At 72.3% G+C, this 23,555-nt stretch carries 19 protein-coding genes, 2 tRNA genes, 1 pseudogene and 1 riboswitch; of the genes and pseudogenes, 8 read left to right on the plus strand and 14 right to left on the minus strand.

Going from position 1 to position 23,555, the window contains the following annotated elements:
• The coding region (locus tag DMH12_RS24215) for an asparagine synthase (RefSeq protein ID WP_260474329.1) at positions 1–1,549 on the minus strand (1,549 nt) is incomplete at its 3' end.
• Between the two features lie 724 nt (positions 1,550–2,273).
• Between DMH12_RS24215 and DMH12_RS24220 the strand changes: the two genes are divergently transcribed.
• From DMH12_RS24220 to DMH12_RS24235, 4 genes are all read left to right on the plus strand, one after another.
• Positions 2,274–3,695: an MFS transporter gene (locus DMH12_RS24220; RefSeq protein ID WP_125493579.1), complete on the plus strand. Its 1,422-nt coding sequence runs from the start codon at positions 2,274–2,276 to the stop codon at positions 3,693–3,695.
• Positions 3,696–3,784: 89 nt separating this feature from the next.
• Entirely contained in the window at positions 3,785–4,990 is a 1,206-nt protein-coding gene (gene lhgO, locus DMH12_RS24225; RefSeq protein ID WP_125493580.1) for an L-2-hydroxyglutarate oxidase, read from the plus strand.
• A 35-nt stretch (positions 4,991–5,025) separates the two neighbouring features.
• Complete coding sequence (gene trmB / locus DMH12_RS24230; protein WP_125493581.1) at positions 5,026–5,874, plus strand: tRNA (guanosine(46)-N7)-methyltransferase TrmB; 849 nt, start codon at positions 5,026–5,028, stop codon at positions 5,872–5,874.
• Between the two features lie 10 nt (positions 5,875–5,884).
• Positions 5,885–7,246: a PrsW family intramembrane metalloprotease gene (locus DMH12_RS24235; protein ID WP_125493582.1), complete on the plus strand. Its 1,362-nt coding sequence runs from the start codon at positions 5,885–5,887 to the stop codon at positions 7,244–7,246.
• Between the two features lie 22 nt (positions 7,247–7,268).
• On the opposite strand, the gene DMH12_RS24240 is transcribed toward DMH12_RS24235, so the two are convergent.
• The 8 genes from DMH12_RS24240 to DMH12_RS24275 all read right to left on the minus strand — a co-directional run bounded on the left by DMH12_RS24240 (position 7,269) and on the right by DMH12_RS24275 (position 14,003).
• On the minus strand, positions 7,269–8,213 hold the full coding sequence (locus tag DMH12_RS24240) for an aldo/keto reductase (RefSeq protein ID WP_125493583.1): 945 nt from the start codon (positions 8,211–8,213) through the stop codon (positions 7,269–7,271).
• A 133-nt stretch (positions 8,214–8,346) separates the two neighbouring features.
• Positions 8,347–9,384 carry a M23 family metallopeptidase gene (locus DMH12_RS24245; RefSeq protein WP_125493584.1) on the minus strand — a complete coding sequence of 346 codons (1,038 nt, stop codon included), beginning with the start codon at positions 9,382–9,384 and terminating at the stop codon, positions 8,347–8,349.
• Between the two features lie 11 nt (positions 9,385–9,395).
• A riboswitch (cyclic di-AMP (ydaO/yuaA leader) is annotated at positions 9,396–9,551 on the minus strand.
• Positions 9,552–9,775: 224 nt separating this feature from the next.
• Positions 9,776–11,011, minus strand: a complete 1,236-nt coding sequence (locus DMH12_RS24250) for a PP2C family protein-serine/threonine phosphatase (RefSeq protein WP_125493585.1) — start codon at positions 11,009–11,011, stop codon at positions 9,776–9,778.
• 157 nt (positions 11,012–11,168) lie between these two features.
• A tRNA-Met gene (locus tag DMH12_RS24255) sits at positions 11,169–11,242 on the minus strand.
• 52 nt (positions 11,243–11,294) lie between these two features.
• Entirely contained in the window at positions 11,295–12,455 is a 1,161-nt protein-coding gene (locus tag DMH12_RS24260) for a dihydrofolate reductase family protein (protein ID WP_125493586.1), read from the minus strand.
• 23 nt (positions 12,456–12,478) lie between these two features.
• On the minus strand, positions 12,479–12,880 hold the full coding sequence (locus DMH12_RS24265) for a hypothetical protein (protein WP_399188557.1): 402 nt from the start codon (positions 12,878–12,880) through the stop codon (positions 12,479–12,481).
• Positions 12,877–13,140, minus strand: a complete 264-nt coding sequence (locus DMH12_RS24270; protein WP_125493587.1) for a hypothetical protein — start codon at positions 13,138–13,140, stop codon at positions 12,877–12,879. Before DMH12_RS24270 ends, DMH12_RS24265 begins: the two co-directional genes overlap by 4 nt.
• A gap of 11 nt (positions 13,141–13,151) precedes the next feature.
• Positions 13,152–14,003, minus strand: coding sequence for a helix-turn-helix transcriptional regulator (locus DMH12_RS24275; protein ID WP_125493588.1), 852 nt, complete (start codon positions 14,001–14,003; stop codon positions 13,152–13,154).
• A 141-nt stretch (positions 14,004–14,144) separates the two neighbouring features.
• Between DMH12_RS24275 and DMH12_RS24280 the strand changes: the two genes are divergently transcribed.
• Positions 14,145–14,924 carry an NAD(P)H-dependent oxidoreductase gene (locus DMH12_RS24280; RefSeq protein WP_125493589.1) on the plus strand — a complete coding sequence of 260 codons (780 nt, stop codon included), beginning with the start codon at positions 14,145–14,147 and terminating at the stop codon, positions 14,922–14,924.
• A gap of 301 nt (positions 14,925–15,225) precedes the next feature.
• Here the strand turns inward: DMH12_RS24280 and DMH12_RS24285 are convergent, their stop codons facing one another.
• Complete coding sequence (locus DMH12_RS24285) at positions 15,226–15,606, minus strand: MerR family transcriptional regulator (protein WP_125493590.1); 381 nt, start codon at positions 15,604–15,606, stop codon at positions 15,226–15,228.
• Positions 15,607–15,848: 242 nt separating this feature from the next.
• Here DMH12_RS24285 and DMH12_RS24290 point away from each other — a divergent pair, with 242 nt between their 5' ends.
• From DMH12_RS24290 to DMH12_RS24300, 3 genes are all read left to right on the plus strand, one after another.
• Positions 15,849–16,790: a chlorophyllase/cutinase-like alpha/beta fold protein gene (locus DMH12_RS24290; RefSeq protein ID WP_125493591.1), complete on the plus strand. Its 942-nt coding sequence runs from the start codon at positions 15,849–15,851 to the stop codon at positions 16,788–16,790.
• A 205-nt stretch (positions 16,791–16,995) separates the two neighbouring features.
• Complete coding sequence (locus DMH12_RS24295; protein ID WP_125493592.1) at positions 16,996–17,574, plus strand: TetR/AcrR family transcriptional regulator; 579 nt, start codon at positions 16,996–16,998, stop codon at positions 17,572–17,574.
• A 217-nt stretch (positions 17,575–17,791) separates the two neighbouring features.
• Positions 17,792–18,673: an alpha/beta fold hydrolase gene (locus DMH12_RS24300; protein WP_185832502.1), complete on the plus strand. Its 882-nt coding sequence runs from the start codon at positions 17,792–17,794 to the stop codon at positions 18,671–18,673.
• A 398-nt stretch (positions 18,674–19,071) separates the two neighbouring features.
• On the opposite strand, the gene DMH12_RS24305 is transcribed toward DMH12_RS24300, so the two are convergent.
• The 4 genes and pseudogenes from DMH12_RS24305 to DMH12_RS39465 all read right to left on the minus strand — a co-directional run.
• A tRNA-Lys gene (locus DMH12_RS24305) sits at positions 19,072–19,144 on the minus strand.
• A gap of 116 nt (positions 19,145–19,260) precedes the next feature.
• Positions 19,261–20,796: an amino acid permease gene (locus tag DMH12_RS24310; protein WP_125493593.1), complete on the minus strand. Its 1,536-nt coding sequence runs from the start codon at positions 20,794–20,796 to the stop codon at positions 19,261–19,263.
• A 116-nt stretch (positions 20,797–20,912) separates the two neighbouring features.
• On the minus strand, positions 20,913–23,033 hold the full coding sequence (locus DMH12_RS24315) for a DEAD/DEAH box helicase (protein WP_185832501.1): 2,121 nt from the start codon (positions 23,031–23,033) through the stop codon (positions 20,913–20,915).
• 235 nt (positions 23,034–23,268) lie between these two features.
• A pseudogene (locus tag DMH12_RS39465) lies at positions 23,269–23,555 on the minus strand (hypothetical protein); the annotation flags it as partial.

Raw genomic sequence — 23,555 nt, forward strand, 5'->3', positions numbered from 1 at the left:
GGGCAGCATGTCCTCCCCGCCGGTGACCACCACGTGGTGCAGCCGCGGGTTGGCCGCCAGCGCGCCCGCCCGCGCCAGTTCGGACTCCTGACCGCCCACGGCGAGGTCGTTGAAGGTGACGGCCAGCGGCCAGGGACGCGTCCGTCGCCCCGTCGCCGAGCGCGTCGAACCGCCGCCGCAGCAGCCGCCCGGCGAGCACCTCGAGACCCGTCCGGTACGGCGTCCGCGCCAGCCGCCGCGCCGCCCCGTACACGCGCGCGGGGACCAGCACCGAACCGTCGGCCTTGGCCAGTGCCGCGACCGGCCGTACGAGATGGCGCCGTTTGCGGTCCATCAGCAGGTCGGCCAGGCGCGCCGGGTGGGCGTCGAGGACCTGCCGCGCCCCGTATCCCGTGAAGTGGTCCGCGCTGCCCGCCGCCAGCCGCGCCCGGTGCCGCGCGGCCGCGACCAGGGACGAGCCCGGTTCGTCGGTGAGCGGCCCGTCCAGGTCGGCGTAGGGCAGCATGTCCTCCCCGCCGGTGACCACCACGTGGTGCAGCCGCGGGTTGGCCGCCAGCGCGCCCGCCCGCGCCAGTTCGGACTCCTGACCGCCCACGGCGAGGTCGTTGAAGGTGACGGCCAGCAGCCGCTCCCCGGCCCCGGTGCCGTGCCCGAGCACGGTCCCCGGCATTCCGGGCAGCCCGGCGGCCAGCAGCGCCAGCGTGCCCGAGGCCGGCCCGCCGGACAGGTCGGCCCCGATCCCCGGAACGGGCATCCCGCGCGCGGCACGCCGTTCCGCGGGTCCCATGCCCGGTACGGGCCCGGGGTCGATGCCGTCGCCGGGGACGTGCCGCGGCGCGGCGAGCCGGGTGCGCACGGCCTCCACGAGCGCGTCCCGCACCCCGTCCACCGCGCGGTCGGGGTCGGCGGAGGGCGCCGCGACGGCGAGCGAGGCCACCGGCTCGTACCCGGCGATCTCGCGTGCCCCGGCGCGCAGGATCAGCGCATGCCCCGGCGGAACGCGCTTCACGCCGTCGTACGGGGTGGAGTCGTCCAGCGCGGCGGGCACGTCGGGCGCGGCGAGCAGCGCGGCGAGGTGGCCGAAGTCGAGGTTGGCCTCGACGAGGTCGGCCAGGGGCAGCGCGGCGGTCGCGTAGGCGGTGCCGCCGGACCAGGGGGTGTGGAACACCGGCCGCGCGCCCGCGAGATCCCCGCAGACGGTGATCCGCCGCCCCACCTGGACGACGGCCGTGTAGCTGCCGGGCCACGCCGTCAGGTGCCGGAGGGCGCCGCCGCGCGCGGCGAACAGGGCGACCCGCAGCTGCTCGTCGGAGGCGCCGCAGATGCCGAGGACGGCGATCCGGGTCTGCGGGTCGGCGTCGACGACGCGGACCTCGTCGGGGCGCCAGTCGCCGACCGCCCACAGGGGGTCGGGGTCACCCCACAACGGCTGGGCGCCGACGGGCTGCACGGTCTCGCCGTCGTACCCGGTGGCGCCCGCGGAGCCGGCCGCGCCGGTGATCCCCGCGGCTCCCACGGCGGCACTGCTCCACCCCACCAACCACCGCATCGACGCCTCCACAGGCTGGGGACAACCAGTGCACCGTACGAACTGGTTCCCCATGCTGCCATGAAGGGCGCGCCGCAGAGCAGCGGCGGAGCCGCACCGGCTCCCGTGAATGCGTCCTCGCGGTCACTCGCGCGAGGACGTCAACTCCCCTTCCGCTTCCGCTCGGCGGTCGATCCGCGTTCCGTCCGCGCTCCGTCCGAGGGCGCGAAGACGACTCGAATGCGCCCCCACAACGCGCCGTTTGGCTCCCCCACGCGCCGTCAACTCCCGTGGTGAGGGGGGATGTACACCCGAAATACCAGGAACGATTTTCAGCCGAATCGACGACACGCGGACGGACTCGAACACGCTGCGTACAGGCCCCCGCCCCACTCGCCGGCGTTCGGCCCGGGAGGCGGGACTCGCCCCCCGGGCCGGTCCGCCGCCCGCGGGGATGTAGGCGGCGGTGTCCCCCAGCCCGCTGGATCCAGTACAGCGGGCCGACCCACGCACCGCCCATGGAATCGCTCCCGCGATGGCCGGAGAAGAGCGCACGGACGGGCGCACGGCCACACAACGGGAGCACGCCGCAACGGACCGTGCACGCACCGCACTTGAGTACGGACCACAATCCCGCCATCCGGAACAATGCCTCTTAACGCCTGGGATCCGGCGAACTACGCTGGGTTTACGAATGCCGCGTGGTTATGCCAGCGCGGCAGCCGTCTGTGTCGAGGGGTGGCGCATGTCCAGGGAGCAACGCGGGCCGAACGAAAAGCTCGGCGCCGTTCTCGCCCTCGCGGGAATCAGCAACGCAGGACTCGCCCGGCGCGTCAACGACCTCGGCGCCCAACGCGGGTTGACACTTCGCTACGACAAGACGTCGGTGGCGCGCTGGGTGTCGAAGGGGATGGTGCCGCAGGGTGCGGCGCCGCACCTCATCGCCGCCGCCATCGGCCAGAAGCTCGGCCGTCCGGTGCCGCTCCACGAGATCGGCCTGGCGGACGCGGATCCCGCCCCCGAAGTGGGCCTCGCCTTCCCACGGGACGTCGGCCAGGCGGTGCGGTCCGCCACCGAGCTGTACCGCCTCGACCTCGCCGGCCGCCGGGCCGGCGGCGGCATCTGGCAGTCGCTGGCGGGTTCGTTCGCGGTCAGCGCGTACGCGACACCCGCCTCCCGGTGGCTGATAACCCCGGCCGACAGCTCGGTGGCGCGCGACGTGGGCCCGGTCGAGGGCTCCGGCGCACCGCTCAAAGTCGGCCACAGCGATGTGCAGAAGCTGCGGGAGGCCGCCGAGGACGCCCGCCGCTGGGACTCCAAGTACGGCGGCGGCGACTGGCGTTCGTCGATGGTCCCCGAGTGCTTACGCGTCGAGGCGGCACCCCTGCTGCTCGGCTCCTACTCCGACGAGGTCGGCCGCGCCCTGTTCGGCGCCTCGGCCGAACTGACCCGGCTGGCCGGCTGGATGGCCTTCGACACCGGTCAGCAGGAGGCGGCCCAGCGGTACTACATCCAGGCCCTGCGCCTGGCCCGCGCGGCGGCCGACGTCCCCCTGGGCGGCTACGTCCTCGCCTCGATGTCCCTGCAGGCCACGTACCGCGGCTTCGGCGACGAGGGCGTGGACCTCGCCCAGGCCGCCCTGGAGCGCAACCGGGGCCTGGCCACGGCACGCACCATGAGCTTCTTCCGCCTGGTGGAGGCCCGGGCTCACGCGCGCGCGGGCGACGCACCGGCGGCCGGCGCCGCGCTGAAGGCCGCCGAGAGCTGGCTGGAGCGCGCCCGCCCCGGCGACAGCGACCCGTCGTGGCTGGGTTTCTACTCCTACGACCGGTTCGCCGCCGACGCGGCCGAGTGCTACCGCGACCTGAAGGCACCACGCCAGGTGCGCCGCTTCACCGAGCAGGCACTGTCGAAACCGACGGAGGAGTTCGTACGCTCGCACGGCCTCAGGCTCGTCGTCTCCGCGGTGGCCGAGCTGGAGTCGGGCAATCTGGACGCGGCCTGCGAGCAGGGCGAGCGGGCGGTCGAGGTGGCCGGCCGCATCTCCTCGGCCCGCACCACCGAGTACGTGAAGGACCTCCTGCACCGCCTGGAGCCCTACGGCGACGAGCCGCGCGTGGTCGAGCTGCGCGAGCGCGCGCGGCCGCTGCTGGTGACCCCGGCCTGACGCGGCCGGCCCGATGCACCGCCCCTTCCGGGTTTGAAGGCATTGTCAGTGGCGCAGTGCACTATCGAAGCCGGGAGGTGGACCGGGAGATGGAACGAGTGTTCGACTGCGATGTGCTGGTGATCGGCGGCGGCATCGTCGGCCTGTCGACGGCGTACGCGATCACACGCGCCGCCCCGGGCACCCGGGTCACGGTGCTGGAGAAGGAACCGGGCCCGGCCCGGCACCAGACGGGCCGCAACAGCGGCGTCATCCACAGCGGGGTCTACTACCGCCCGGGCTCGCTCAAGGCTCGGTACGCGGTGCGGGGCGCCGCCGAGATGGTCAAGTTCTGCGCCGAGTACGGCATCGACCACGCCGTCACCGGCAAGCTGATCGTCGCCACCGACCGCGCCGAGCTGCCCCGCCTGCACGCCCTCGTCCAGCGCGGCCGGGAGAACGGCATTCCGGTACGCGAGCTGGGCGCCGCCCAGATCCAGGAGTACGAGCCCGAGGTCAGGGGCCTCGCCGCCATACACGTCGGCACCACCGGCATCTGCGACTACGTCGCCGTCGCGCGGCAGCTGGCCCAGGCGTCCGGCGCGGAGCTGCGCTACGGCGCCGAGGTGCGGCACATCGACCGCCGCCCCGGTCTCGGCGTCGCCGTCCGCACCCGCTCCGGCGAGGTGCTCCGCGCCCGCGTCCTGGTCAACTGCGGCGGGCTGCACTGCGACGAGATCGCCCGCCTGACCGGCGACGACCCGGGGATGCGCATCGTGCCGTTCCGGGGCGAGTACTACGAGCTGGCCCGTCCCGAGCTGGTGCGGGGACTGGTGTACCCGGTGCCCGACCCGGCGTTCCCGTTCCTCGGGGTCCACCTCACCCGCGGCATCGACGGCGGCGTCCACCTCGGGCCGAACGCGGTGCCGGCGCTGGCCCGCGAGGGCTACGGCTGGGGTGTCGTCCGCCCCCGCGAGCTGGCCGCGACGCTGGCCTGGCCCGGCTCCTGGCACATCGCGCGGCGGCACTGGAGGTACGGCACCGGGGAGCTGCGCCGGTCCCTGTCCAAGGCCGCCTTCACCACCGCCGTACGCAGACTGCTGCCGTCCGTGACGGAGAGCGACCTGGTCGCGGCGCCGGCCGGCGTGCGGGCCCAGGCGGTGCTGGCCGACGGGACGCTGGTGGACGACTTCCTGATCAAGGAGGGCCCCCACGCGGTGCACGTACTGAACGCGCCGTCGCCCGCGGCCACCGCGGCCCTGCCGATCGGCCGGGAGGTGGGCCGCAGGGCACTGGCCCTGCTGGGAGGCTCGTGAGCCCGGCACGGGCGGGCCGTAAAATTGGGGGCACTGTGTCTGATTTCCCCAGCGCCCCCGACGCTCACCAGCCAGCCGCCACCCACACCGGCACCTCCCTGAGGCACACCCGTGCCAAGGGGGAGCCGCGCTTCCCGGACGGGCCGAAGGCCGATCCCGCCGGTTCGCACTTCGAGCGGCGGATCCGCAGCTTCCAGCCCCGGCGCAGCCGCGTGACGGCCGGCCAGGCGGACGCGCTGCAACGGCTGTGGCCCCAGTGGGGACTGGACATCGACGGGCAGCGCGACCTCGACCTCGGCGAGCTGTTCGGCGACGCGCGCCCGGTCGTCCTGGAGATCGGCTTCGGCATGGGCGAGGCCACCGCGCAGATGGCCGAGGCCGACCCCGGTACCAACATCCTCGCCGTGGACGTCCACACCCCGGGCCAGGGCAACCTCCTCGGTCTGGCCGAGCGGAAGGGCCTGTCCAACATCCGGGTGGCCAACGGCGACGCGATCATCCTGCTCCGCGAGATGCTCGCCCCCGGCTCGCTCGCCGGACTGCGCGTCTACTTCCCGGACCCGTGGCCGAAGAAGCGCCACCACAAGCGGCGCCTGATCCAGCGGGAGTTCCTGACCCTGGCCGCGACCCGGCTCGCGCCGGGCGCCCTCGTGCACTGCGCCACCGACTGGGAGCCGTACGCCGAGCAGATGCTCGACGAGCTGACCGCGCACCCCGACTTCGAGAACACCGCCCCGGACGGCGGTTTCGCGCCACGTCCCGCGCACCGGCCGCTGACCCGTTTCGAGGGCCAGGGGCTGGACAAGGGACATGTGGTGAACGACCTGCTCTTCCGCCGCGTACAGCTCCGCGATCCCCACGAAGAGCAGCCCCCCACCGGTTAGGGTCCATGCCGTGGCCAGTCCCCCGTGTCCGACGCGTCAGCCCACGTTCCCGCGTACGCATCCGCACTGGTGGCAGCGGTCCTGGGTGCGGTACGGCGCGCTGACCACGCTGCTCGCGCTCTCCGGTCTGGTGATCCTCGCCCTGGTCCGCGAACAGACCGGCACGCAGGGGTTCCTGGTCGGGCTCGGCCTCGCGGTGCTGCCCGTGCCGCTGCTCGTGGCCGCCTTCCGCTGGCTGGACCGGGTCGACCCCGGCCCCTGGCGCAACCTGCTGTTCTGCTTCTCCTGGGGGGCCTGCGCGGCGGCGCTGATAGCGATCGTCGCCAACAGCTTCGCGACCAGATGGATAGCGACCGCCACCGCCGACCCGGCGAGCGCGGACACCCTGGGCGCCACGGTGATAGCGCCGGTCGTCGAGGAGTCCGCCAAGGCCGCCGCGGTCCTCCTGGTCTTCCTGTTCCGCCGGCGTGACTTCACCGGCATAGTCGACGGCGTGGTGATCGCCGGAGTCACCGCCACCGGCTTCGCCTTCACCGAGAACATCCTGTACCTCGGCACCGCGTTCGGCACCGACCAGCTCACCGGCGGCAGCGGAATCGCCTCCGTCACGGCGGCGACCTTCTTCGTCCGCGTCGTGATGTCCCCGTTCGCCCACCCGCTCTTCACCGTGCTCACCGGCATCGGCTTCGGCATCGCCGCGCTCTCCGCGGGCCGCCACCGCCTGCGCCGCGCCCTGCTCCCGCTGTCCGGCCTGCTGCTCGCGATGGGCGTGCACGCGCTGTGGAACGGCTCGGCCGCGTTCGGCGCGTACGGCTTCTACGCCGTGTACGCGGCCTTCATGGTGCCGGCCTTCGGCCTGCTGACCTGGCTGGTGATCTGGACCCGGCAGCGCGAACTGGGCACCGTACGGGCCGAGCTGCCCGCGTACGTCCTGGCCGGATGGCTGACGCCCGCGGAGCCGCACGCGCTCGGCTCGATGCGGGCCCGCCGCGTCGCCCGGCAGCACGCCCGGCTCCACGGCGGGAAGGAGGCGGCACGCGCGGTGGCCCAGTACGAGGCGTACGCGACCTCGCTGGCGTTCCTGCGGCAGCGCGGCCGCCGTGGCCGGGCGGGCGCCGACTACGCCGTGCGGGAGCGGGAGATGCTGGACGCCCTGTGGCACCGGCGCGGCGCGGCCCGCCCGGCCCTGGACCACGCGGCCCGCTCGACGGCACCGCCCGTACCCCGGCCCGCGCCGCCCTGGGCGTACCCGTACGGCCCGTACGGCCCCGGCCCTTCCGCGCCGTACCCGGCCCAGACGCCGTACCCCGCTCAGACGCCGTACGTCCCGTACGCCCACCCGTACGCACCGCCGGGTCACTACCGCCCGTAGGCGGGCACCGGCGGCGTCACGCTCAGGCCGAGGCCCGCGTCAGCCGCGCGACCTCGTCGTCCGTCAGGCTCAGCTCCGCGACGCCCAGCAGTGCGGGCAGCTGCTCCACCGTGCGCGCGGACGCGATCGGCGCGGTCACCGTCGGCTGCGCGGCCAGCCAGGCGAGGGCGACCGTGGCGACGGGGGCGTCGTGGGCCTCGGCGATCTCGTCCAGGGCGGCGAGCACCCGCCGGCCGCGCTCGGTCTCCAGGTGCCCCGCCGCACCGCCCGCACGGGGGCTGTCGACGCTCGCGCCGGGGCGGTACTTGCCGGTGAGGAAGCCGGACGCGAGGGCGTAGTACGGCACCGCGGCCAGGCCCGACCGCTCGGCGAGGTCGCGCAGACCGCCCTCGTAGGTGTCGCGCGAGACCAGGTTGTAGTGCGGCTGGAGGGCGACGTACCGGGCGAGGCCCTCGCGGTCGGAGAACTCCAGGGAGGCCGCGAGCCGCTCGGCGGAGATGTTGGAGGCGGCGATGTGCCGCACCTTGCCCGCCCTCACCAGTTCGTCCAGCGCGCCGATGATCTCCTCGACCGGCACCTCGGGCTTGTCGAAGTGCGTGTAGTAGAGGTCGATGTGGTCGGTGCCCAGGCGGCGCAGCGAGGCGTCGGCCGCCGCCTTGATGTTCGCGGCGGACAGGCCCGGGTACTCGGGGTGCTGGCTGACCTTGGTGGCGAGGACGACGTCGTCACGGTTGCCGCGGGCCGCGAACCACCGGCCGAGGACGGTCTCGGACTCGCCGCCGCTGTTGCCGTCGACCCAGGCGGAGTACGAGTCGGCGGTGTCCACGAAGTTGCCGCCGGCCGCCGTGTAGGCGTCCAGGACGGCGAAGGACCGGTCCTGGTCGGCGGTCCAGCCGAAGACGTTGCCGCCGAGGGCCAGGGGGAAGACCTCCAGGTCGGAGGAGCCGAGCTTGCGCAGAGAAGTCATGTAAGGCGTCAACGAACGCACCGGATCAGGTCATTCCGGCACAGACGCAAAAAGCCCGCAAACCGGCAGCCCTGACGTCGGGGGGTTGCCGTCAGGACCGCCGGGGCCGGCGGGAAGCGGATGGGCCGGTGGCTCAGGGGGTGAGGCCCTTGCTCTGCAGCCAGGCCATCGGGTCGATGCCGGAGCCGCCGCCGGGGTGGACCTCCATGTGGAGGTGGGCGCCGGTGACGTTGCCGGTGGCGCCGACGCGGCCGATGACGTCACCGGTGGTGACCTCCTGACCGACGCTGACGCTGATGGAGGACTGGTGGGCGTACCAGACCTCGGTGCCGTCGTCCAGGGTGAGCACGGTCTTGTAGCCGTACGACCCGTCCCAGCCCGCCGACGTGATGGTGCCGCTGTGCACGGCCTTGAGCAGCGTGCCCGTGGGTGCGGCGAAGTCGAGGCCGGTGTGGTGGCCGGAGGACCAGTAGGCGCCGGCCTGACCGAAGGTCGAGGAGATCGTGTACGAGGAGGTCGGCAGCGTGAACTGCTTGGCCAGCTTGGCGAGACGCTCGGCCTCGGCCTTCTTCGCGGCCTCCTCCTCCGCCTTCTTCTTGGCGGCGGCGGCCTTGGCCTCGGCCTCCTTCTCCGCCTTGGCGGCGGCCTCCGCGGCCTTCTTCTCGGCGGCCGCGGCGGCCTCGGCGGCGGCCTTGGTCTCGACCTGGGCCTGCTGCTGCTCGGCCTGCGCCATGATCCTGGCCCGCAGGGACTCACCGGCGCCGGCGGAGTCGGCACCCTCCGCGGTGTCGGCGGCGGTGGTCACGCCGATGCCGCTGAGCGGGGTGCTGGAACCCTCCGGCTGCGGCTCCTCGTCGGAGATCAGCGAGCCGACGTTGGGCAGGTCCGGCATGGAGATCGACACCGGCGGCTTGCCGGTCTGCGCGCTGGCCATACCGCCCGCGCCGACTGCGGCTATGACACCGACGCCGAGGACGGTGGAGCTGCGGGCGAGACCGCCACGCTGCTTGGCGACGCGGTGCCGGCCGCGTACGGGGCGGATGGATTCCTCGGTGGGATTCCACTCCTCCCAAGGACCCTCTTCGGTGCGGTAGTTCTCGTAGCCGAAGGTGTCGGTGTCGTGCCGACTGGGCACGAACGGGGCCTCGGGGGCAGGCCGGTTGGACGCCACGTGGGCGTACTCCTTTCCTTCCTTTCGCCTACCGGGTTAGCTGACGGGTTCGGAGCAGGAAGGTCTCCTACGCGCGCATGCAGCCGTGTTGCCACGGCGTCAAACGCCCGATTCACCCCAATGTGGTGGTTCCCCGGTTCCCTTGCGGGATTCGGCGCGTGCGCACGGAGCCGCCTTCTGTGACGGCTGGGACGACCGCGCTGCGTTATCGAACGTTAATAGACCCGGGGCCCGGATTCCAAGCTGTTCCTCTTGATCATTAACGAAAACAGCCGGGACGTACACCTCAGGATCGGTGAAATCCGGGCGAGTTGACCCCGGCTCGGTATTCCCCTTCACGACACTTCTTTCTGACGGTGCGTCAGTTGTTATGCGGAGGGACGCCACTCCGTCACGGCTCGTGACAATGATCATGGTCGCCGCGCCGTGGCCGCCGTACGGCGAGCAGCGCCATGTCGTCCGCCATCCCGCCCCCCGAGTGGCGGCGCACGTCGCGGGCGAGGGTGTCCAGCACCTTCGCCGGGTGGCGGAAGACGCGACCGGACAGGCGTGCGCACGGATCGTAGAACTCCCCCCGCTCGTCCCGGGCTTCCGACAGCCCGTCGGTGTACAGCAGCAGCGTGGCCCCACCGGGGAAGGCCGTCTCCTCCGCGCGGTCGGGCCACACGCCCAGCTCGCCCATGCCGAGCGGCAGCGCCGACTCCCGGGAGGGCAGCGGGCCCACGGTGCCGTCGCCGTGGAGCAGCAGGGGCGGCGGATGCCCGCGGTTGACGATGCGTACGGTCCCGGCGCCGTGCGGGAGTTCGGCGAGGACGGCGGTGGTGAAGCCCTCGAAGGCGTCCAGGCCCTCGCGCCGGGTGCCCTCCCGGGCCAGCGCCCGCTCCAGGCGCTGCGCCACCGCCTCCAGCGTCGCCTCCTGTTCGGCGGCCTCCCGGAAGGCGCCGATCACCACGGCGACGGCGGCCACCGCTCCCATGCCCTTGCCCCGCACGTCCCCCACGATGAGCCGGACGCCGCGCGCGCTGTCCTGCACCGCGTACAGGTCACCGCCGATGAAGGCGCCGGCCTGCGCGGCCTCGTAGCAGGCGGCGATCTCGAAGCCGGCGATCCGCTCGGCCGGCTCGGGCAGTACGGCGCGCTGGGCGGTCTCGGCGATCTCCCGGGCGATGGCGAGGCGCTCGTCGGTACGGCGGACGAAGGCGTTGACGAAGACGGCGAGCGCGGCGACCGTCGCGATGGTGATCAGCTCCGTGAGGGAGTCGACGTAGTGGATGACGCCCTTGCCGAGCTGGAGCCCGACGACCGAGGCGACGACGGCGGCCCCGGTGAGCGCGGTCCCCCGCCGGGAGTAGATCGGGGCGGCGACCAGCGGCGCGGCGGTGTAGAGGGGACCGGCGGTGAAGTAGCGCGGGGTGAAGATGTCGTACAGGACGGCGACGACGATCAGCAGTACGGGGAGCGAGCGCGCGAGGGCCCGCCCGTACGAGGCGCGCCAAGGCCGCGGCTGCCCGGCGGGCACCACAGGCGCCGGCTCGTCGCCGAGGCCCGGGTCGGGCACGGGATCGCCGGGGAGCCGGCCGCCGGCTCGGGCGTACGCTCCCTCGTCCTCCACATCGCCTGCCCGCACCACTGGTCTCCCGCCGCCCCCTGTCCGCGCCGCTTGCCGTGCCGTACTCCAGGTTTCCCGCGACGGGGGTGGGCGGCGAGCGGTGAGGGCCGAGCGGGTGAACGGGTGAACGCACCGAGGGCCGGAACCCTTTCGGATTCCGGCCCTCGGCCTTCAGTAGCGGGGACAGGATTTGAACCTGCGACCTCTGGGTTATGAGCCCAGCGAGCTACCGAGCTGCTCCACCCCGCGTCGTTGTGTCACCAGTGTACGTCATGTCGGAGGCGGAACGCACACACGTGTCTCAGGCCCCCCGCAGGTGACCGTTGGGGGCCTTCGCCCGCTCCTCGTACTCCGGCAGTACGACGACGGCGGCGCCCCCGGCGGCGAGCACCCCGCCGCCGTCCGCCCCCGGCACGAAGGTGTCCGGCTCCCGCCAGGCCGTGACCACGCGGCGCACCCCGGCGTCGAGGATCAGCCGGGCGCAGGGCACGGGCCGGGAGGCGCGGCGCGCACAGGGCTCCAGGCTGCTGTACACGGTGGCCCCCGCGAGCCGCGGATCGGCGCGGTCGACCTTGGCGAGCGCGGCCTCCTCGGCGTGCACGACGGCGTCGCCGCCCTCCCGCGAGTACCCCCGCGCCAGCTCGCCGCCGTCGGCGGCGACCACGACCGCCCCCACGCTGAACGCCGTCCCGGACGGCGGGCACAGCTCCGCCAGCTCGCAGGCGAGCGCCAGCCAGTGCCGGTCGGCGGCGCTCACGCGGTCGCCGGTGCCGGGTGCGGTCGGCAGGTACCGCATCAGCACGACGTCCTCGATCCGCCGCGACTCCACCAGCCGCAGCCGCCCGCCCTGGTAGGCGCCGGGCCCGAAGAGCCGGGGCGCGGCCGGGTCGCCGACGAGCAGGGGCGCGAGTACGAGCTGCAGCTCGTCGGCGAGTTCCTGCTGGAGCAGCTGGGTGTGGACGGTCCCGCCCCCCTCCACCATGAGCCGCCGTACTCCGCGCCGGTCGTACAGGTACTCGAGCACCGCTCGCCAGTGCAGCGAGTCGCCGAGCGGGACGACGACATCGCCGGCGATTCCCAGCTCCCGGGCCCGCCCTGCCCCCTTGTCCGTGGTCAGCAGCACCTTCTCCCCACCGGTGTGCCAGAACCGCGCCGCCGGGTCCAGCTCACCGCTGCCGCTGACGGTCACCTTGAGCGGGTACTCGGCCTTCCCGGCCCTGGTTCGGGCGGCCCGCCGCTCGGCGGAGTTCACCAGCAGCCGCGGATTGTCGGCCCGGATCGTCCCGGCCCCGACCAGAATCGCGTCGACCGACGCCCGCACCTCGTCGACCCGCTCGAAGTCGGCGGGGGACGACAGCAGCAGGCGATCGGGCCCGGTGTCGTCCAGGTAGCCGTCGAGGGAGACGGCGGCGGAGAGGAGGACGTGGGGGAGGGGCCCGCCGGCCCTCTCGTGGGCGGTCATGTCCGGACGTGCTCCTTCGTGCTTCAGCCCCAGTCGCCGTTGACCCACGCGAGCAGGCGGGCGCGCTTCCTGTAGGAGCAAGGAGCGTAACCATCGCCGGACGTCGCGGACGCCTCGGAACCGTTCCGCAGGTCGTACCCGTAGTCGCTGGGGCCGTACTCGCCGTCACGGTGGCCGTCCATGTCGTCGGCCCAGTCGAGCAGACCGAAGTCGAGGTCGAGGTTGTCCAGGTACCGGCCGGGGTCGGCCGGTTCCACCGGTGCGGAGCTGCCGTCGGCCCGCCGGTCCTCGAGGCAGCCGTCGGAGCGCACGGGCTGGCCCAGCCACCACCCCGCCAGGAACACCGCGTACAGCGTGGTGGCGACGACGAGGCGGCGCAGCGTCATCCAGGCGGGCAACCGGGGAGCGCCGCGCCGTCCGTTCACCGCCATTGGCCCTCGAACCACGCTCGCACGCGGGGGCGTTCGCTCGTCTCGTTGGTGCAGTCGACGGCGTAGGCGGTGAGCGTCTGGGAGTCCCTGGGGGACGGTTCGGCTTCGTGCTCCGCGGTGATCCGGTCGAGGGCGGCCTGGTCGACGTGGCATTCGGGGGAGACGGGCTGCCCCAGGTACCACCCCGCGACGAAGACACCGTAGATCGCTGCGGCGAGGCCAACACGGCGTGTTGCGGGCGGTGTTGTGCTCATGCCGAGGGACCCTACTCGCGGGTGCGGGCCCGTCCGTCGGCGGGAAGCGCCTCAGGGCTGTCCGAGCCCAGGCCCGCGAGCAGGCGCAGCCCGTCCTCGGTGGGGCTGCCGGGGGCCGCGGACAGCACCAGCAGCTCCATGCCCGACGCGTCCGGCATCGCGAAGTTCTCCTGGTGCAGTTCCAGCAGTCCGACCAGCGGGTGCCGGTATGCCTTGCGTCCGTGCGTGCGGGCGCAGACGTCCGCGCGGGCCCAGAGGCGGCGGAAGCGCTCGCTGCCCATCGCCAACTCGCCGATGAGCGAGGCCAGGCGGGGGTCCTCGGGGTACTTGCCGGCGGCCAGGCGCAAGTGCCCGACCGCGTCGAGGGTGCAGTTCTCCCAGTCCGCGTAGAGGCCCCGCTCGGCCTCCTCCAGGAAGATGTGCCGGGCGGTGTTCAGGCCCGGCAGCGGCCGGCCGAAGAGGAGCCCGGCAAGGCGGTTCCCGGCGAGCACGTCCAGGCGGTGGTTCATGATGAGCGCGGGTGCGTCGGCGACCAGGTCGAGGACGCGCAGCAGTTCCGGCCGGACGCGGGAGGCCGGTGCCTTCGCCCGGCGGCGGCGCTGCCGGGCGAGCCGGTGGAGGTGCCCGCGTTCGGTCTCGTCGAGGCCGAGGACGCGGGCGAGCGCGTCGAGGACCTGCTCGGAGGGCTGGGTGGCGCGGCCCTGCTCCAGGCGTACGTAGTAGTCGACGCTGACCCCGGACAGGTGCGCGACCTCTTCGCGGCGCAGCCCTTCGACCCGGCGGCGGCTGTCGGTGGGGATGCCGACGGACGCCGGGTCGACGCGGGAGCGCCGGGTCCGCAGGAATCCAGCGAGATCGTCCATGCCCCCCAGTATGGCCACGGGCGGGGACCGCGAGGGTGGTCCTGCCGGTACCAGGAAGTCCCGTCCGATGGTCGAGGCGTCCCTGAACGACGGGCGCCGCGGCGTCCAGGATCGATGGCATCCGATCCGAAGGAGTCCCCCGTGAAGACGCTGATCGTCCACGCCCACCCGGAGCCGAAGTCGCTCAACGGCTCGCTGAAGGACCTCGCGGTCTCGACCCTGGAGGCCGCCGGGCACGAGGTACGGGTGAGCGATCTGTACGCGATGGGCTGGAAGGCGGTCGTCGACGCCGCGGACTACGGCCCCGAAGCCTCGAGTCCGCTGAAGGTCGCCCGGGACTCGGGCCGGGCCTTCGAAGGCGGGACGCTCACCCCGGACGTGCGTGCCGAGCAGGAGAAGCTGCTGTGGGCCGACACGATCGTCTTCCAGTTCCCGCTGTGGTGGTACTCGATGCCCGCGATCCTCAAGGGCTGGGTGGACCGGGTGTTCACCTTCCGCTTCGCGTACGGCGTCGGCGAGCACAGCGAGACCAAGTACGGCGAGCGCTACGGCGAAGGGACCCTCGCGGGCAGGAGGGCCCTGCTGTCGGTGACCATCGGCGGCCAGGAGTCGCACTACGGCGCCCGCGGCATCAACGGTCCCGTCGAGGATCTGCTGTTCCCGATCCACCACGGCATCCTCTACTACCCCGGCATCGAGGCCGTGCCGCCGTTCGTCGTGTACGGCGCCGACCGGATGACCGTCGAGGACTACCCGGACGTCGCCAAGGCCTGGGAGCAGCGCCTGCTCACGCTGGAGTCGACCGAGCCGATCGCGTTCCGGCCACAGAACTTCGGCGACTACGAGATGCCCTCGCTGCAGCTGAAGGAGGGGCTGGAGCCCGCGGGCCGCACGGGTTTCGGGCTGCACGTGCGCGGGTGACCACCGTGCGAAGCGGACAGGACCCCGGCTCGGCCTTGCTGTGAGCCGGGGTCCAACGCGTAGGCCCTGTGGGACTCGAACCCACAACCAATGAATGAGAAGTCCTGGTCAAGGCATGCGGGGCGATTCCGGGCGCTGCCACGGGGTCCGGAACTGCCTGGTCGGGATGTCTGCCCGTGATGAGCGGTGCAGCTCGTGACTGTTCGTGCCACACCGTCCGCTCACGCGGGGATGCTCGGATCACGTGGCTGTCAGCCCCGGGCGCCCGCCGATGGGTCCCGAGGGGCAGGTGGCTGCCGGCCTAGCCGACCGCGTCTCGTCGGCAGGGGGCGCCGGTGTGCATGTTGGCGGAGGCGCCGGCGATGACCGAGTCGAGCCGGTCCCGCGTGCGTGACAGGTCCGCGATGTGCTGGTCGATGCCGTCGCGCTCCGCGGCGAGGCGGTCGAGCAGCTCGGCCGTGGCCTTGCCGTCGATGACGCAGGGTGTCAACTCGGCGATGGTCTTGCTGGACAGGCCGGCGGCGTACAGCTCCCGGATCAGCCGGATCCGGTCGACCGCGGTTTCGGCATAGTGCCGCTGACCGCTGTCGCTGCGCTCGGGGACGAGCAGATTCTGCTCCTCGTAGTACCTCAGGGCCCGGGGAGTGACTCCGGTCTTCCGGGCGAGTTCTCCGATACGCATTCCCGTCTCCATGCCCGGCATGTCGTGCGTCACATCTACTTGCCTTTGACGTCAACGTCAGGTTTTAGCGTAGCGGATATGAACCTCTGCCGGGTGTTTCTGCCGGTACGTCCCCTGCAGGCCACGGCTCGAACGAAATGGAGCACCCGTGAGTGAGGACATCTCCGCGGTCCAGCGGGGGTCGGCGTGGAGGCACACGCCCGGCCCCCTCGATGCGACTCCTCTCTGAAAGGGACACACAGATGGCCATCAACCAGACCACAGGTCTCGTCAGCCCCCTGTCCACCCCGATCGTTTCGGTCAAGCCACTCGTGCTACCCGCGCCGTGGCGCGGCGAGGACCTGCACGTACGCGTCTCCGCACCGGTTACCGGAGCCAACCTGCCGATCGTGCTGTTCGCGCACGGATTCGGCTCGAACCTGGACGGCTACGCACCGCTGATCGACCACTGGGCCTCTCATGGCTTCGTGGTCGTCCAGGCCACCCACCTCGACTCCAAGCGCTTCAACGTGGCCGCGGACGACCCCCGCAAGCCCCATATGTGGCGCTACCGCGTGCAGGACATGAAGCGGATCCTCGACGAATTCGGCACCCTGGAGGCGTCCGTGCCCGGCCTGGCCGGCCGGGTCGATCACAGCCGCATCGTCGCGGCCGGACACTCCTTCGGCGGCCAGACCGCGGGCATCCTCGTGGGGCTGCGCGTCACGGACCCGGTGACCGGCACCACCGAGGACCTGTCCGACTCCCGGGTCATGGCCACCATCCAGCTGGCCACCGCCGGCGAAGGCGGCGACAACCTGACCCCTCTCGCCCTCGAGATCGCTCCCTGGCTGCGCGACCAGGATTTCGCCCACATCACCGCCCCCGGACTCGTCGTCGCCGGCGACAAGGACGAACTGCCGCTCTCCACCACGGGCCCGTCCTGGACAAGCGAGCCCTACACGCTCAGCCGGGGCAGCAAGAGCCTGCTGACGGTCTACGGCGGCCGGCATTCCCTCGGCGGCATCCCCGGCTACGACGCAGCAGAGACCACCGACGAGGACCCCGACCGCGTCGCCCTCGTCCAGCAGGTCACCCTCGCCTACCTGCGCCACGTCACCGGCACCAGCAACACCGACTGGGAGACGGCCCGCACCGTCCTCGCCGGTGATTCCCACGCTCTGGGGCGCCTGGAGTCCAAGTGACCCCGGCCGGCCCAAGGCGCGCGCCGATTGCCTGAAGGCGTGCGAAACCGCTCGCTCTCCCTCCCGAGACCGTTCCGGACGTCTCACCCGACCACCCAGCCTCAGTGACTTCAGCCGGACTCAGCCCCCACCCACCGGCAAGGCTCAACAAGACGGTCAGACGGCTTTTCTTGAGCGTACGATCCAGATACGTTACGGTGGAGCCATGGCAAGGACCCGGGAGTTCGACACCGAAGCGGCGGTGAGCCGCGCGATGGAGCTGTTCTGGACGCGCGGCTACGAGGCCACCTCCGTGCGCGACCTGACCGGGCACCTGGGGATCGGACAGGGATCCTTGTACGCCGCGTTCGGCGACAAGGACGGCCTCTACCGGGCCGCGCTGGAGCACTACCGCACCACCCTCGCGGCGGCCGCCCTGCGCAGCCTGGAGGAAGGGGCGGACGCCCGGTCGGCGATCCGCACGATGCTGGTCGAGCGGGTCCGGATCGCCGTGCGGGACGACGGCCGGGGCTGCCTGGCGGTCAACGCCGTCTGCGAGCGCCTGCCGGAGGACGCGGCGACCCGCCGCACCGTGCGCGACATGCAGGACGCCAGCCGGGACGCGCTCGCCGAAGTGCTCCGGACCGCGGCGGAGCGGGGCGAGATGCCGAGGCGGCACGACCCGGACACCCTCGCCGCCTTCCTCGTCACCTTCCTCAACGGACTGCTGGTCTCCGCGAAGATCACGCCGGACGCCCGCACCCTCGAATCCCTCGTGGAGGTCGCGCTGGCCACCCTCGACTGACTTTTTCATGCCCGGAATCTGTAACAGGCGATCCAGTAAATGCGCCGGTGCACGCCCGGACACAGGCTCCGGCGACCCCGCCCCGCTCGCACCCTGACCGAAGACTTCGGACGACCACGGACGGCACCGGACCGAGCCGCCTGACGACCCTCGTCGCCCCCGCGCCGGCCCACTGACGCCCTCATCGCCACGCACACCAAGGAAGTTGAAGAAGACCATGATGTTCGACCACGAGGGAACGCCCGTCCGCACAGGCCGAGCCGCCGTGAACGGAACGAGCCTGCACTACCGCACAGCCGGGTCCGGCCCCGCGGTGGTGCTTCTGCACGGCGTACCCAAGACCAGCTACCACTGGCGCCACCTCCTTCCCAGGCTGACGCCCCACTACACCGTCGTCGTGCCGGACCTCCGCGGTCTCGGCGACTCCGCCCGGCCGTCGGACGGCTACGACTCCGCGACCATGAGCGACGACATCGCCGAGCTGATGAACCACCTCGGACATCGGACATACGCCGTGGCGGGTGAGGACTGGGGAGCGGTGATCGGCTACCAGCTCGCCGCCCGCCACCGCGACCACGTCACCGCTCTGGTTTTCGCCGAGGCGCTGTTCCCCGGATTCGGCTTCGAGGACCACACGGCCCTCACCCCCGAGAACGTCTCCAGCGGCATGCACCTGTGGCACCTGGGTTTCTACTTCCAGCCCGACGTACCCGAGATGCTGATCGCCGGTCACGAGCGCGAGCTGATCACGTACATGATCAAGTACGAGCGCAGCCGGCCCGACAGCGCCACCCCCGACGCGGTCGAGGAATACGTGCGCTGCTACTCCATGCCCGGCGGCATCCGCGCGATGCTCTCCATCTACCGGGCCATGCTCGTCGACGCAGAACAGAACCGGCAGACCGCACAGAAGAAACTGGACATCCCGGTCCTGGCGCTGGGCGGATCCGCGTTCATCGGCGACCGCAACGAGTCCCAGATGCGGCTCATGGCCCACGACGTCACCGGGCATGTCTTCGACGCCGGCCACGACCTCGCAGAGGAAGTACCCGACGAGATGGCCGACGTCCTCCTGCCGTTCCTGGCCACGCACCAGTAACCGCCGTCGGCCGCCGAGACCGGCGATCTGAAGCGGCCCGGCACGGCGAGGGCCTCGTGCCTGAAACGAACGATCTGGTTCCGCACAGCCACGAGGCCCCCTCGGCCCACCAGCGCCCGGCGCGCTCTCCAAGCACTCCTCGGCGAAACGAAATTGAGCGCCATGCGCGACGGGACAGCTCGGCCTCGTCGCCCGAGGGCTCGGAGTCAGTGAGGCGACCACAGGCCGACCGGCCACCGTTTTCGCTCTCGCGTACGGGCTGCTGACGCCCATTCTTGTCGTGATGGGCACCCATCCGCTCACGCAAGGGCCCGAAAACGAAGGAGCGTCCAAGCCGACCGAAGCCGACCCGGACGCTCCCTGGCAGGTCAGAGGGCGTATTGCCTGCCTGCACGCGGTAGGCCCTGTGGGACTCGAACCCACAACCAATGGATTAAAAGTCCACTGCTCTGCCAATTGAGCTAAGGGCCCAGGGGGTACCACGCGGTGTTGCGTGATGTTGCCACACCGAGCATAGCCCGACGCGGCCGGGACTCCGATCGGGTATCGGGGTCACGGCCGCGTCGGAGAGCGGTGGGAGCACTGGGCTACGGGTCCACCGGCTCGGGGGCGTTCGCGCGGGCGGCCGCGCGGGCGCGGGTGCGGGCGTGGTCGGGGTTGAGGAACCAGTGGCGGGCCGAGGCCAGCCACCAGGTCGCCGCGAAGCCGAGGACGACCAGGACGGCGATCGGCGCGTAGTTGAAGGTCTCCCACGTGACCGGGAAGACCTGGGGCAGCATGAACAGGACCGTGATGACGCCGACCCACACCACCGCGACCACGCCGATGACCCGGGACCAGCGGCCCAGGTGCCACGGCCCGCGCTCGAAGGCGTCGCCCTTGCGGACCCGCAGCAGGGTCGGGATGACGTACGCGATGTAGAGGCCGATGACGGCGATCGACGTCACCGCCGCGTACGCCGTGACGTTGATCAGGTACGGCAGGCCGAGGGCCAGCGCGGACAGGGCCGCCAGCCAGACCGCCGCGACCGGCGTGCGGGTGCGCGGGTTCACGGTGTGCCAGACGTGGGAGAAGGGCAGCGCGCCGTCGCGGGAGAAGGCGTAGATCATGCGGCTGTTCGCCGTCACCGACGCCATCCCGCAGAACAGCTGCGCCCCTATGACGACCAGGAGCAGCAGCTTGCCCGCGGTGGCGCCGAGCGCGTCCAGGAGGATCTGGGCGGGCGGCGCGCCGGTCGGGGAGGTGAGGGCGCCCTCGTAGGACTGGATGGCGAAGGTGAAGCCGAGGAGGAGGACGAAGCCGGCGATCCACGACGTCCAGATGGAGCGGACGATGCCCTTCGGCCCGGCCGTGGACGCGTCGCGTGTCTCCTCCGTCATGTGGGCGGAGGCGTCGTAGCCGGTGAAGGTGTACTGGGCCATCAGCAGGCCGATCAGGACGACGTAGACGCCGCTGCCCCAGCCGGTGTTGTTGACGAACTCGCCGAAGACGAACGACGCCGACTGGTGCCGGTCGGGGGCGAAGGTCAGCGCGCCGACGATGATCGCGACGCCGAGGACGTGCCACCAGACGCTGACGCTGTTCAGCAGGCCGACGATGCGGACGCCGAAGGTGTTCAGCAGGCCGTGGAGGACGAGGATGGCCGCGAAGAGGAGGATCGTGCGGCCGGGTGTGACCTCGAAGTCGAACTGCAGGTTCAGGTACGCGCCCAGGAAGGACGCGGCGCCGAAGTCGATGCCGGCGGTCACCGCGACCTGGCCCAGCACGTTGAACCAGCCCGTGAACCACGCCCAGGCCGCCGCCGTACGGGGCGGCGCCAGGCGGTGCGCCCAGAAGTACAGGCCCGCCGAGGTCGGGTACGCCGAGCAGATCTCGGCCATCGCGAGGCCGACGAAGAGGGTCATCAGGCCGACGGCGACCCAGCCCCACGTGATGACCGCGGGGCCGCCCGTGTTCATGCCGAAGAGATACAGGGTCAGGCAGCCGGAGAGGACCGAGATGATGGTGAAGGAGACCGCGTAGTTGGAGAACGCCGACATGCGGCGGGCCAGAACCTGGGTGTAGCCGAGCTGGGCCAGCCGTTCCTCGTCCGACAGCCCACTCACTTTGGCGTCATCTGTCATGACCCCAGCAATTCCCTCGGGGCGGGCGTGACATGCGTCACCACGTGGCCGAAACGAGAGCGCCGCGGCCCCCACCCGTCAGGGCAGGGGCCGCGGCGCGTACGGAGGTTCAGGCGTCAGCCGTTGCGCTTCCAGCGGGGCTTGTCGTCACGGCGGCCGAAGGACGAACCGGACGAACCGCGGTGGTCGTCACGGCGGCCGTACGGGCGGTCGTGGCCGCCGGAACGGAAGCCGGGACGGTCGCCCTGGCGGTCGCGGTTGAACGGGCGGTCGCTGCCGCGGTGTCCGCCGCGCTCACCGCGGTCGTCGCGGCGGAAACCGCCACGGTCGTCACGACGCTCGAACGAACGGCCACCACGGTCGTCACGACGGTCGTCACGGCGGAAACCGCCACGGTCGTCACGACGCTCGAACGAACGGCCACCACGGTCATCGCGGCGGTCGTCACGGCGGAAACCGCCACGGTCGTCACGACGCTCGAACGAACGGCCACCACGGTCATCGCGGCGGTCGTCACGGCGGAAACCGCCACGGTCACCGCGGTCGTCACGACGCTCGACCGAACGGCCACCACGGTCATCGCGGCGGTCGTCACGGCGGAAACCGCCACGGTCACCGCGGTCGTCACGGCGCTCGAACGAACGGCCACCACGGTCGTCACGGCGGTCACCACGGTCGCCGCGGTCGGCGAAGCGGTCACGGCCGGCCGAGGCGCCGCGCTCCGGCCTCTCCGCCTTCTCGACGTCGCGTGCGCCGGGCTGCTCGGGCAGCGAGACCTCGGTCGCGGCCGCGGCCACCTCGGCCAGCACCGTCTCCGGGTCCTCGCCCCGCTCCCGCGCGACCCTGGCGACCAGGCGGTCCGCGTCCTCGCGCAGCTCGGTGGCGCGGCGCTGGGCCCGCTCCAGCTCCTTGGTGAGCTGGGCGACCTCGCGCTCGGCCTGCTGCGCGGCGTTGCCCGCCGACTCGGCCTGGACCTCGGTCATCGACCGGGCCCCGGTGATCTCGGCGACCTCCGGCTCGAAGGCCGCGCCGCCCTGGATGATGTGGCGCGTGGCGTCGACGCCCGCGTCCTCCATCAGCCGGAAGATCTGGCGGCGCTGGTGCGGCAGGGAGAGCGAGACCACGGTGCCGGTGCGGCCGGCGCGGGCGGTGCGGCCGGCGCGGTGCAGGTAGTCCTTGTGGTCGCCGGCCGGGTCCACGTTCAGGACCAGGTCGATGCCGTCGACGTGGATGCCGCGGGCGGCGACGTCCGTGGCGACCAGGACGTTGACGTAGCCGTCCTTGAAGTCGGCCAGCGTGCGGGTGCGCGCGCCCTGGGTCATGCCGCCGTGCAGCGCGTCCGCCTTGGCGCCCGCGTCGCGCAGCTGCTCGGCGACGCGGTCGGCGCCCAGCTGGGTGCGGACGAAGATGATGGTGCGGCCCTTGCGGGAGGCGATGGCCGCGGTGACCGGCGCCTTGTCCTTGGGCTTCACGACCAGGATGTGGTGCGACATGGTCGTCACGGCGCCCTGGGCGGCGTCGACCTCGTGGCTGACCGGGTTGTCCAGGTACCGGTCGACCAGGGTCTTGATCTCGTTCTCCATGGTCGCGGAGAACAGCATCCGCTGACCGCCCGCGGGCACCTGGTCGAGCAGCTCGGTGACCTCGGGCATGAAGCCCAGGTCGGACATCTGGTCGGCCTCGTCGAGAACGGCGATCTGCACGTTCTCCAGGGAGCAGGCGCCGCGGTTGATGATGTCGCGCAGACGGCCCGGGGTGGCGACCAGGATGTCGACGCCGCGCTCGAGGGCGTAGATCTGGTTGCCCATCGAGGTGCCGCCGCAGACGACCTTCATCTTCAGGCCGAGGACGTCGCCGTACGGCTGGAGCGCGTCGGCGACCTGCATGGCCAGCTCACGGGTCGGGGTGAGGATGACGGCGCGCGGCTTGTGCTTCTCGGTGCGGCCGCCGGCCAGCGTGGCCAGGGTCGGCAGACCGAAGGAGAGGGTCTTGCCGGAGCCGGTACGGCCCCGGCCGAGGATGTCCTTGCCCGCCAGCGCGTCCGGAATGGTCGCGGCCTGGATGGGGAAGGGGGTGGTCACGCCGTTCTGCGCGAGCTTGCGCACGACGCCCTCGGGCAGGCCCAGCTCGGCGAAGGTCACCTCGGGGGTCGCGGGGGCCTCTGCGGCCTCCGTCGCGCCCTCGACGCCTTCGGCGTTCTCGGGCATGACGGCGTGATCGGTACTGGTCATGGACATGCGAATGCGAAACCTTCCGGAGTCTCTCGTCGGCACGCGCCCGTCAACTCCGTGAATCGCGATTCGCAATACGACCGCCTCAATGCGGTCCACCACGGCAGGGGGAGAGAACGCGCCACACGGCGCGCTCTGCGGTGGCGCCGGGCAAATGGGATCAAACGATCTACCACCATACGCACCTCACACCCCCGAAGGCAAACCGGCCCGCAATGCCCAGGTCAGCGAGGCGATCGGGCTAGACCGGCGCACCGGCCTCGGGTGCCGGTTCCCGCTGTGCGAGCTGGGTCCCGGGCGGCTCGTGCGCCGACGAGGAGGGCTCCGCCACCGTCGGCTCCGGAGCAGGGGTCGTCGGCGGCTGCTCGGTCGGCGTGGGCTCCGGCTCCGCCGTCCGGGAGGGCTCCGCGGGCGGCGTCCAGGTGGGCCCCGGCCCGGCACCCCCGCCCTTCGGCGGCGGGGTCCCGGGTGCGCCTTCCTCCGGACGCTCGGGCGCGGACCCGGGACCCCGCCGCCGAAGGGCGGGGG

The sequence above is a fragment of the Streptomyces sp. WAC 04229 genome (assembly GCF_003947455.1).
In the GTDB taxonomy this organism is placed as follows: domain Bacteria; phylum Actinomycetota; class Actinomycetes; order Streptomycetales; family Streptomycetaceae; genus Streptomyces.

Excerpts from the sequence above, each read along its gene's own strand:
- DMH12_RS24260 (WP_125493586.1), bottom strand. The coding sequence starts at position 12,455 with ATGACCGCCCACGAGAGGGCCGGCGGGCCCCTCCCCCACGTCCTCCTC.
- DMH12_RS24285 (WP_125493590.1), bottom strand. The coding sequence starts at position 15,606 with ATGCGTATCGGAGAACTCGCCCGGAAGACCGGAGTCACTCCCCGGGCC.
- DMH12_RS24295 (WP_125493592.1), top strand. The coding sequence starts at position 16,996 with ATGGCAAGGACCCGGGAGTTCGACACCGAAGCGGCGGTGAGCCGCGCG.
- DMH12_RS24275 (WP_125493588.1), bottom strand. The coding sequence starts at position 14,003 with ATGGACGATCTCGCTGGATTCCTGCGGACCCGGCGCTCCCGCGTCGAC.
- DMH12_RS24270 (WP_125493587.1), bottom strand. The coding sequence starts at position 13,140 with ATGAGCACAACACCGCCCGCAACACGCCGTGTTGGCCTCGCCGCAGCG.
- DMH12_RS24240 (WP_125493583.1), bottom strand. The coding sequence starts at position 8,213 with ATGACTTCTCTGCGCAAGCTCGGCTCCTCCGACCTGGAGGTCTTCCCC.
- DMH12_RS24300 (WP_185832502.1), top strand. The coding sequence starts at position 17,792 with ATGATGTTCGACCACGAGGGAACGCCCGTCCGCACAGGCCGAGCCGCC.
- lhgO (WP_125493580.1), top strand. The coding sequence starts at position 3,785 with ATGGAACGAGTGTTCGACTGCGATGTGCTGGTGATCGGCGGCGGCATC.
- DMH12_RS24310 (WP_125493593.1), bottom strand. The coding sequence starts at position 20,796 with ATGACAGATGACGCCAAAGTGAGTGGGCTGTCGGACGAGGAACGGCTG.
- DMH12_RS24220 (WP_125493579.1), top strand. The coding sequence starts at position 2,274 with ATGTCCAGGGAGCAACGCGGGCCGAACGAAAAGCTCGGCGCCGTTCTC.
- DMH12_RS24315 (WP_185832501.1), bottom strand. The coding sequence starts at position 23,033 with ATGTCCATGACCAGTACCGATCACGCCGTCATGCCCGAGAACGCCGAA.
- DMH12_RS24290 (WP_125493591.1), top strand. The coding sequence starts at position 15,849 with ATGGCCATCAACCAGACCACAGGTCTCGTCAGCCCCCTGTCCACCCCG.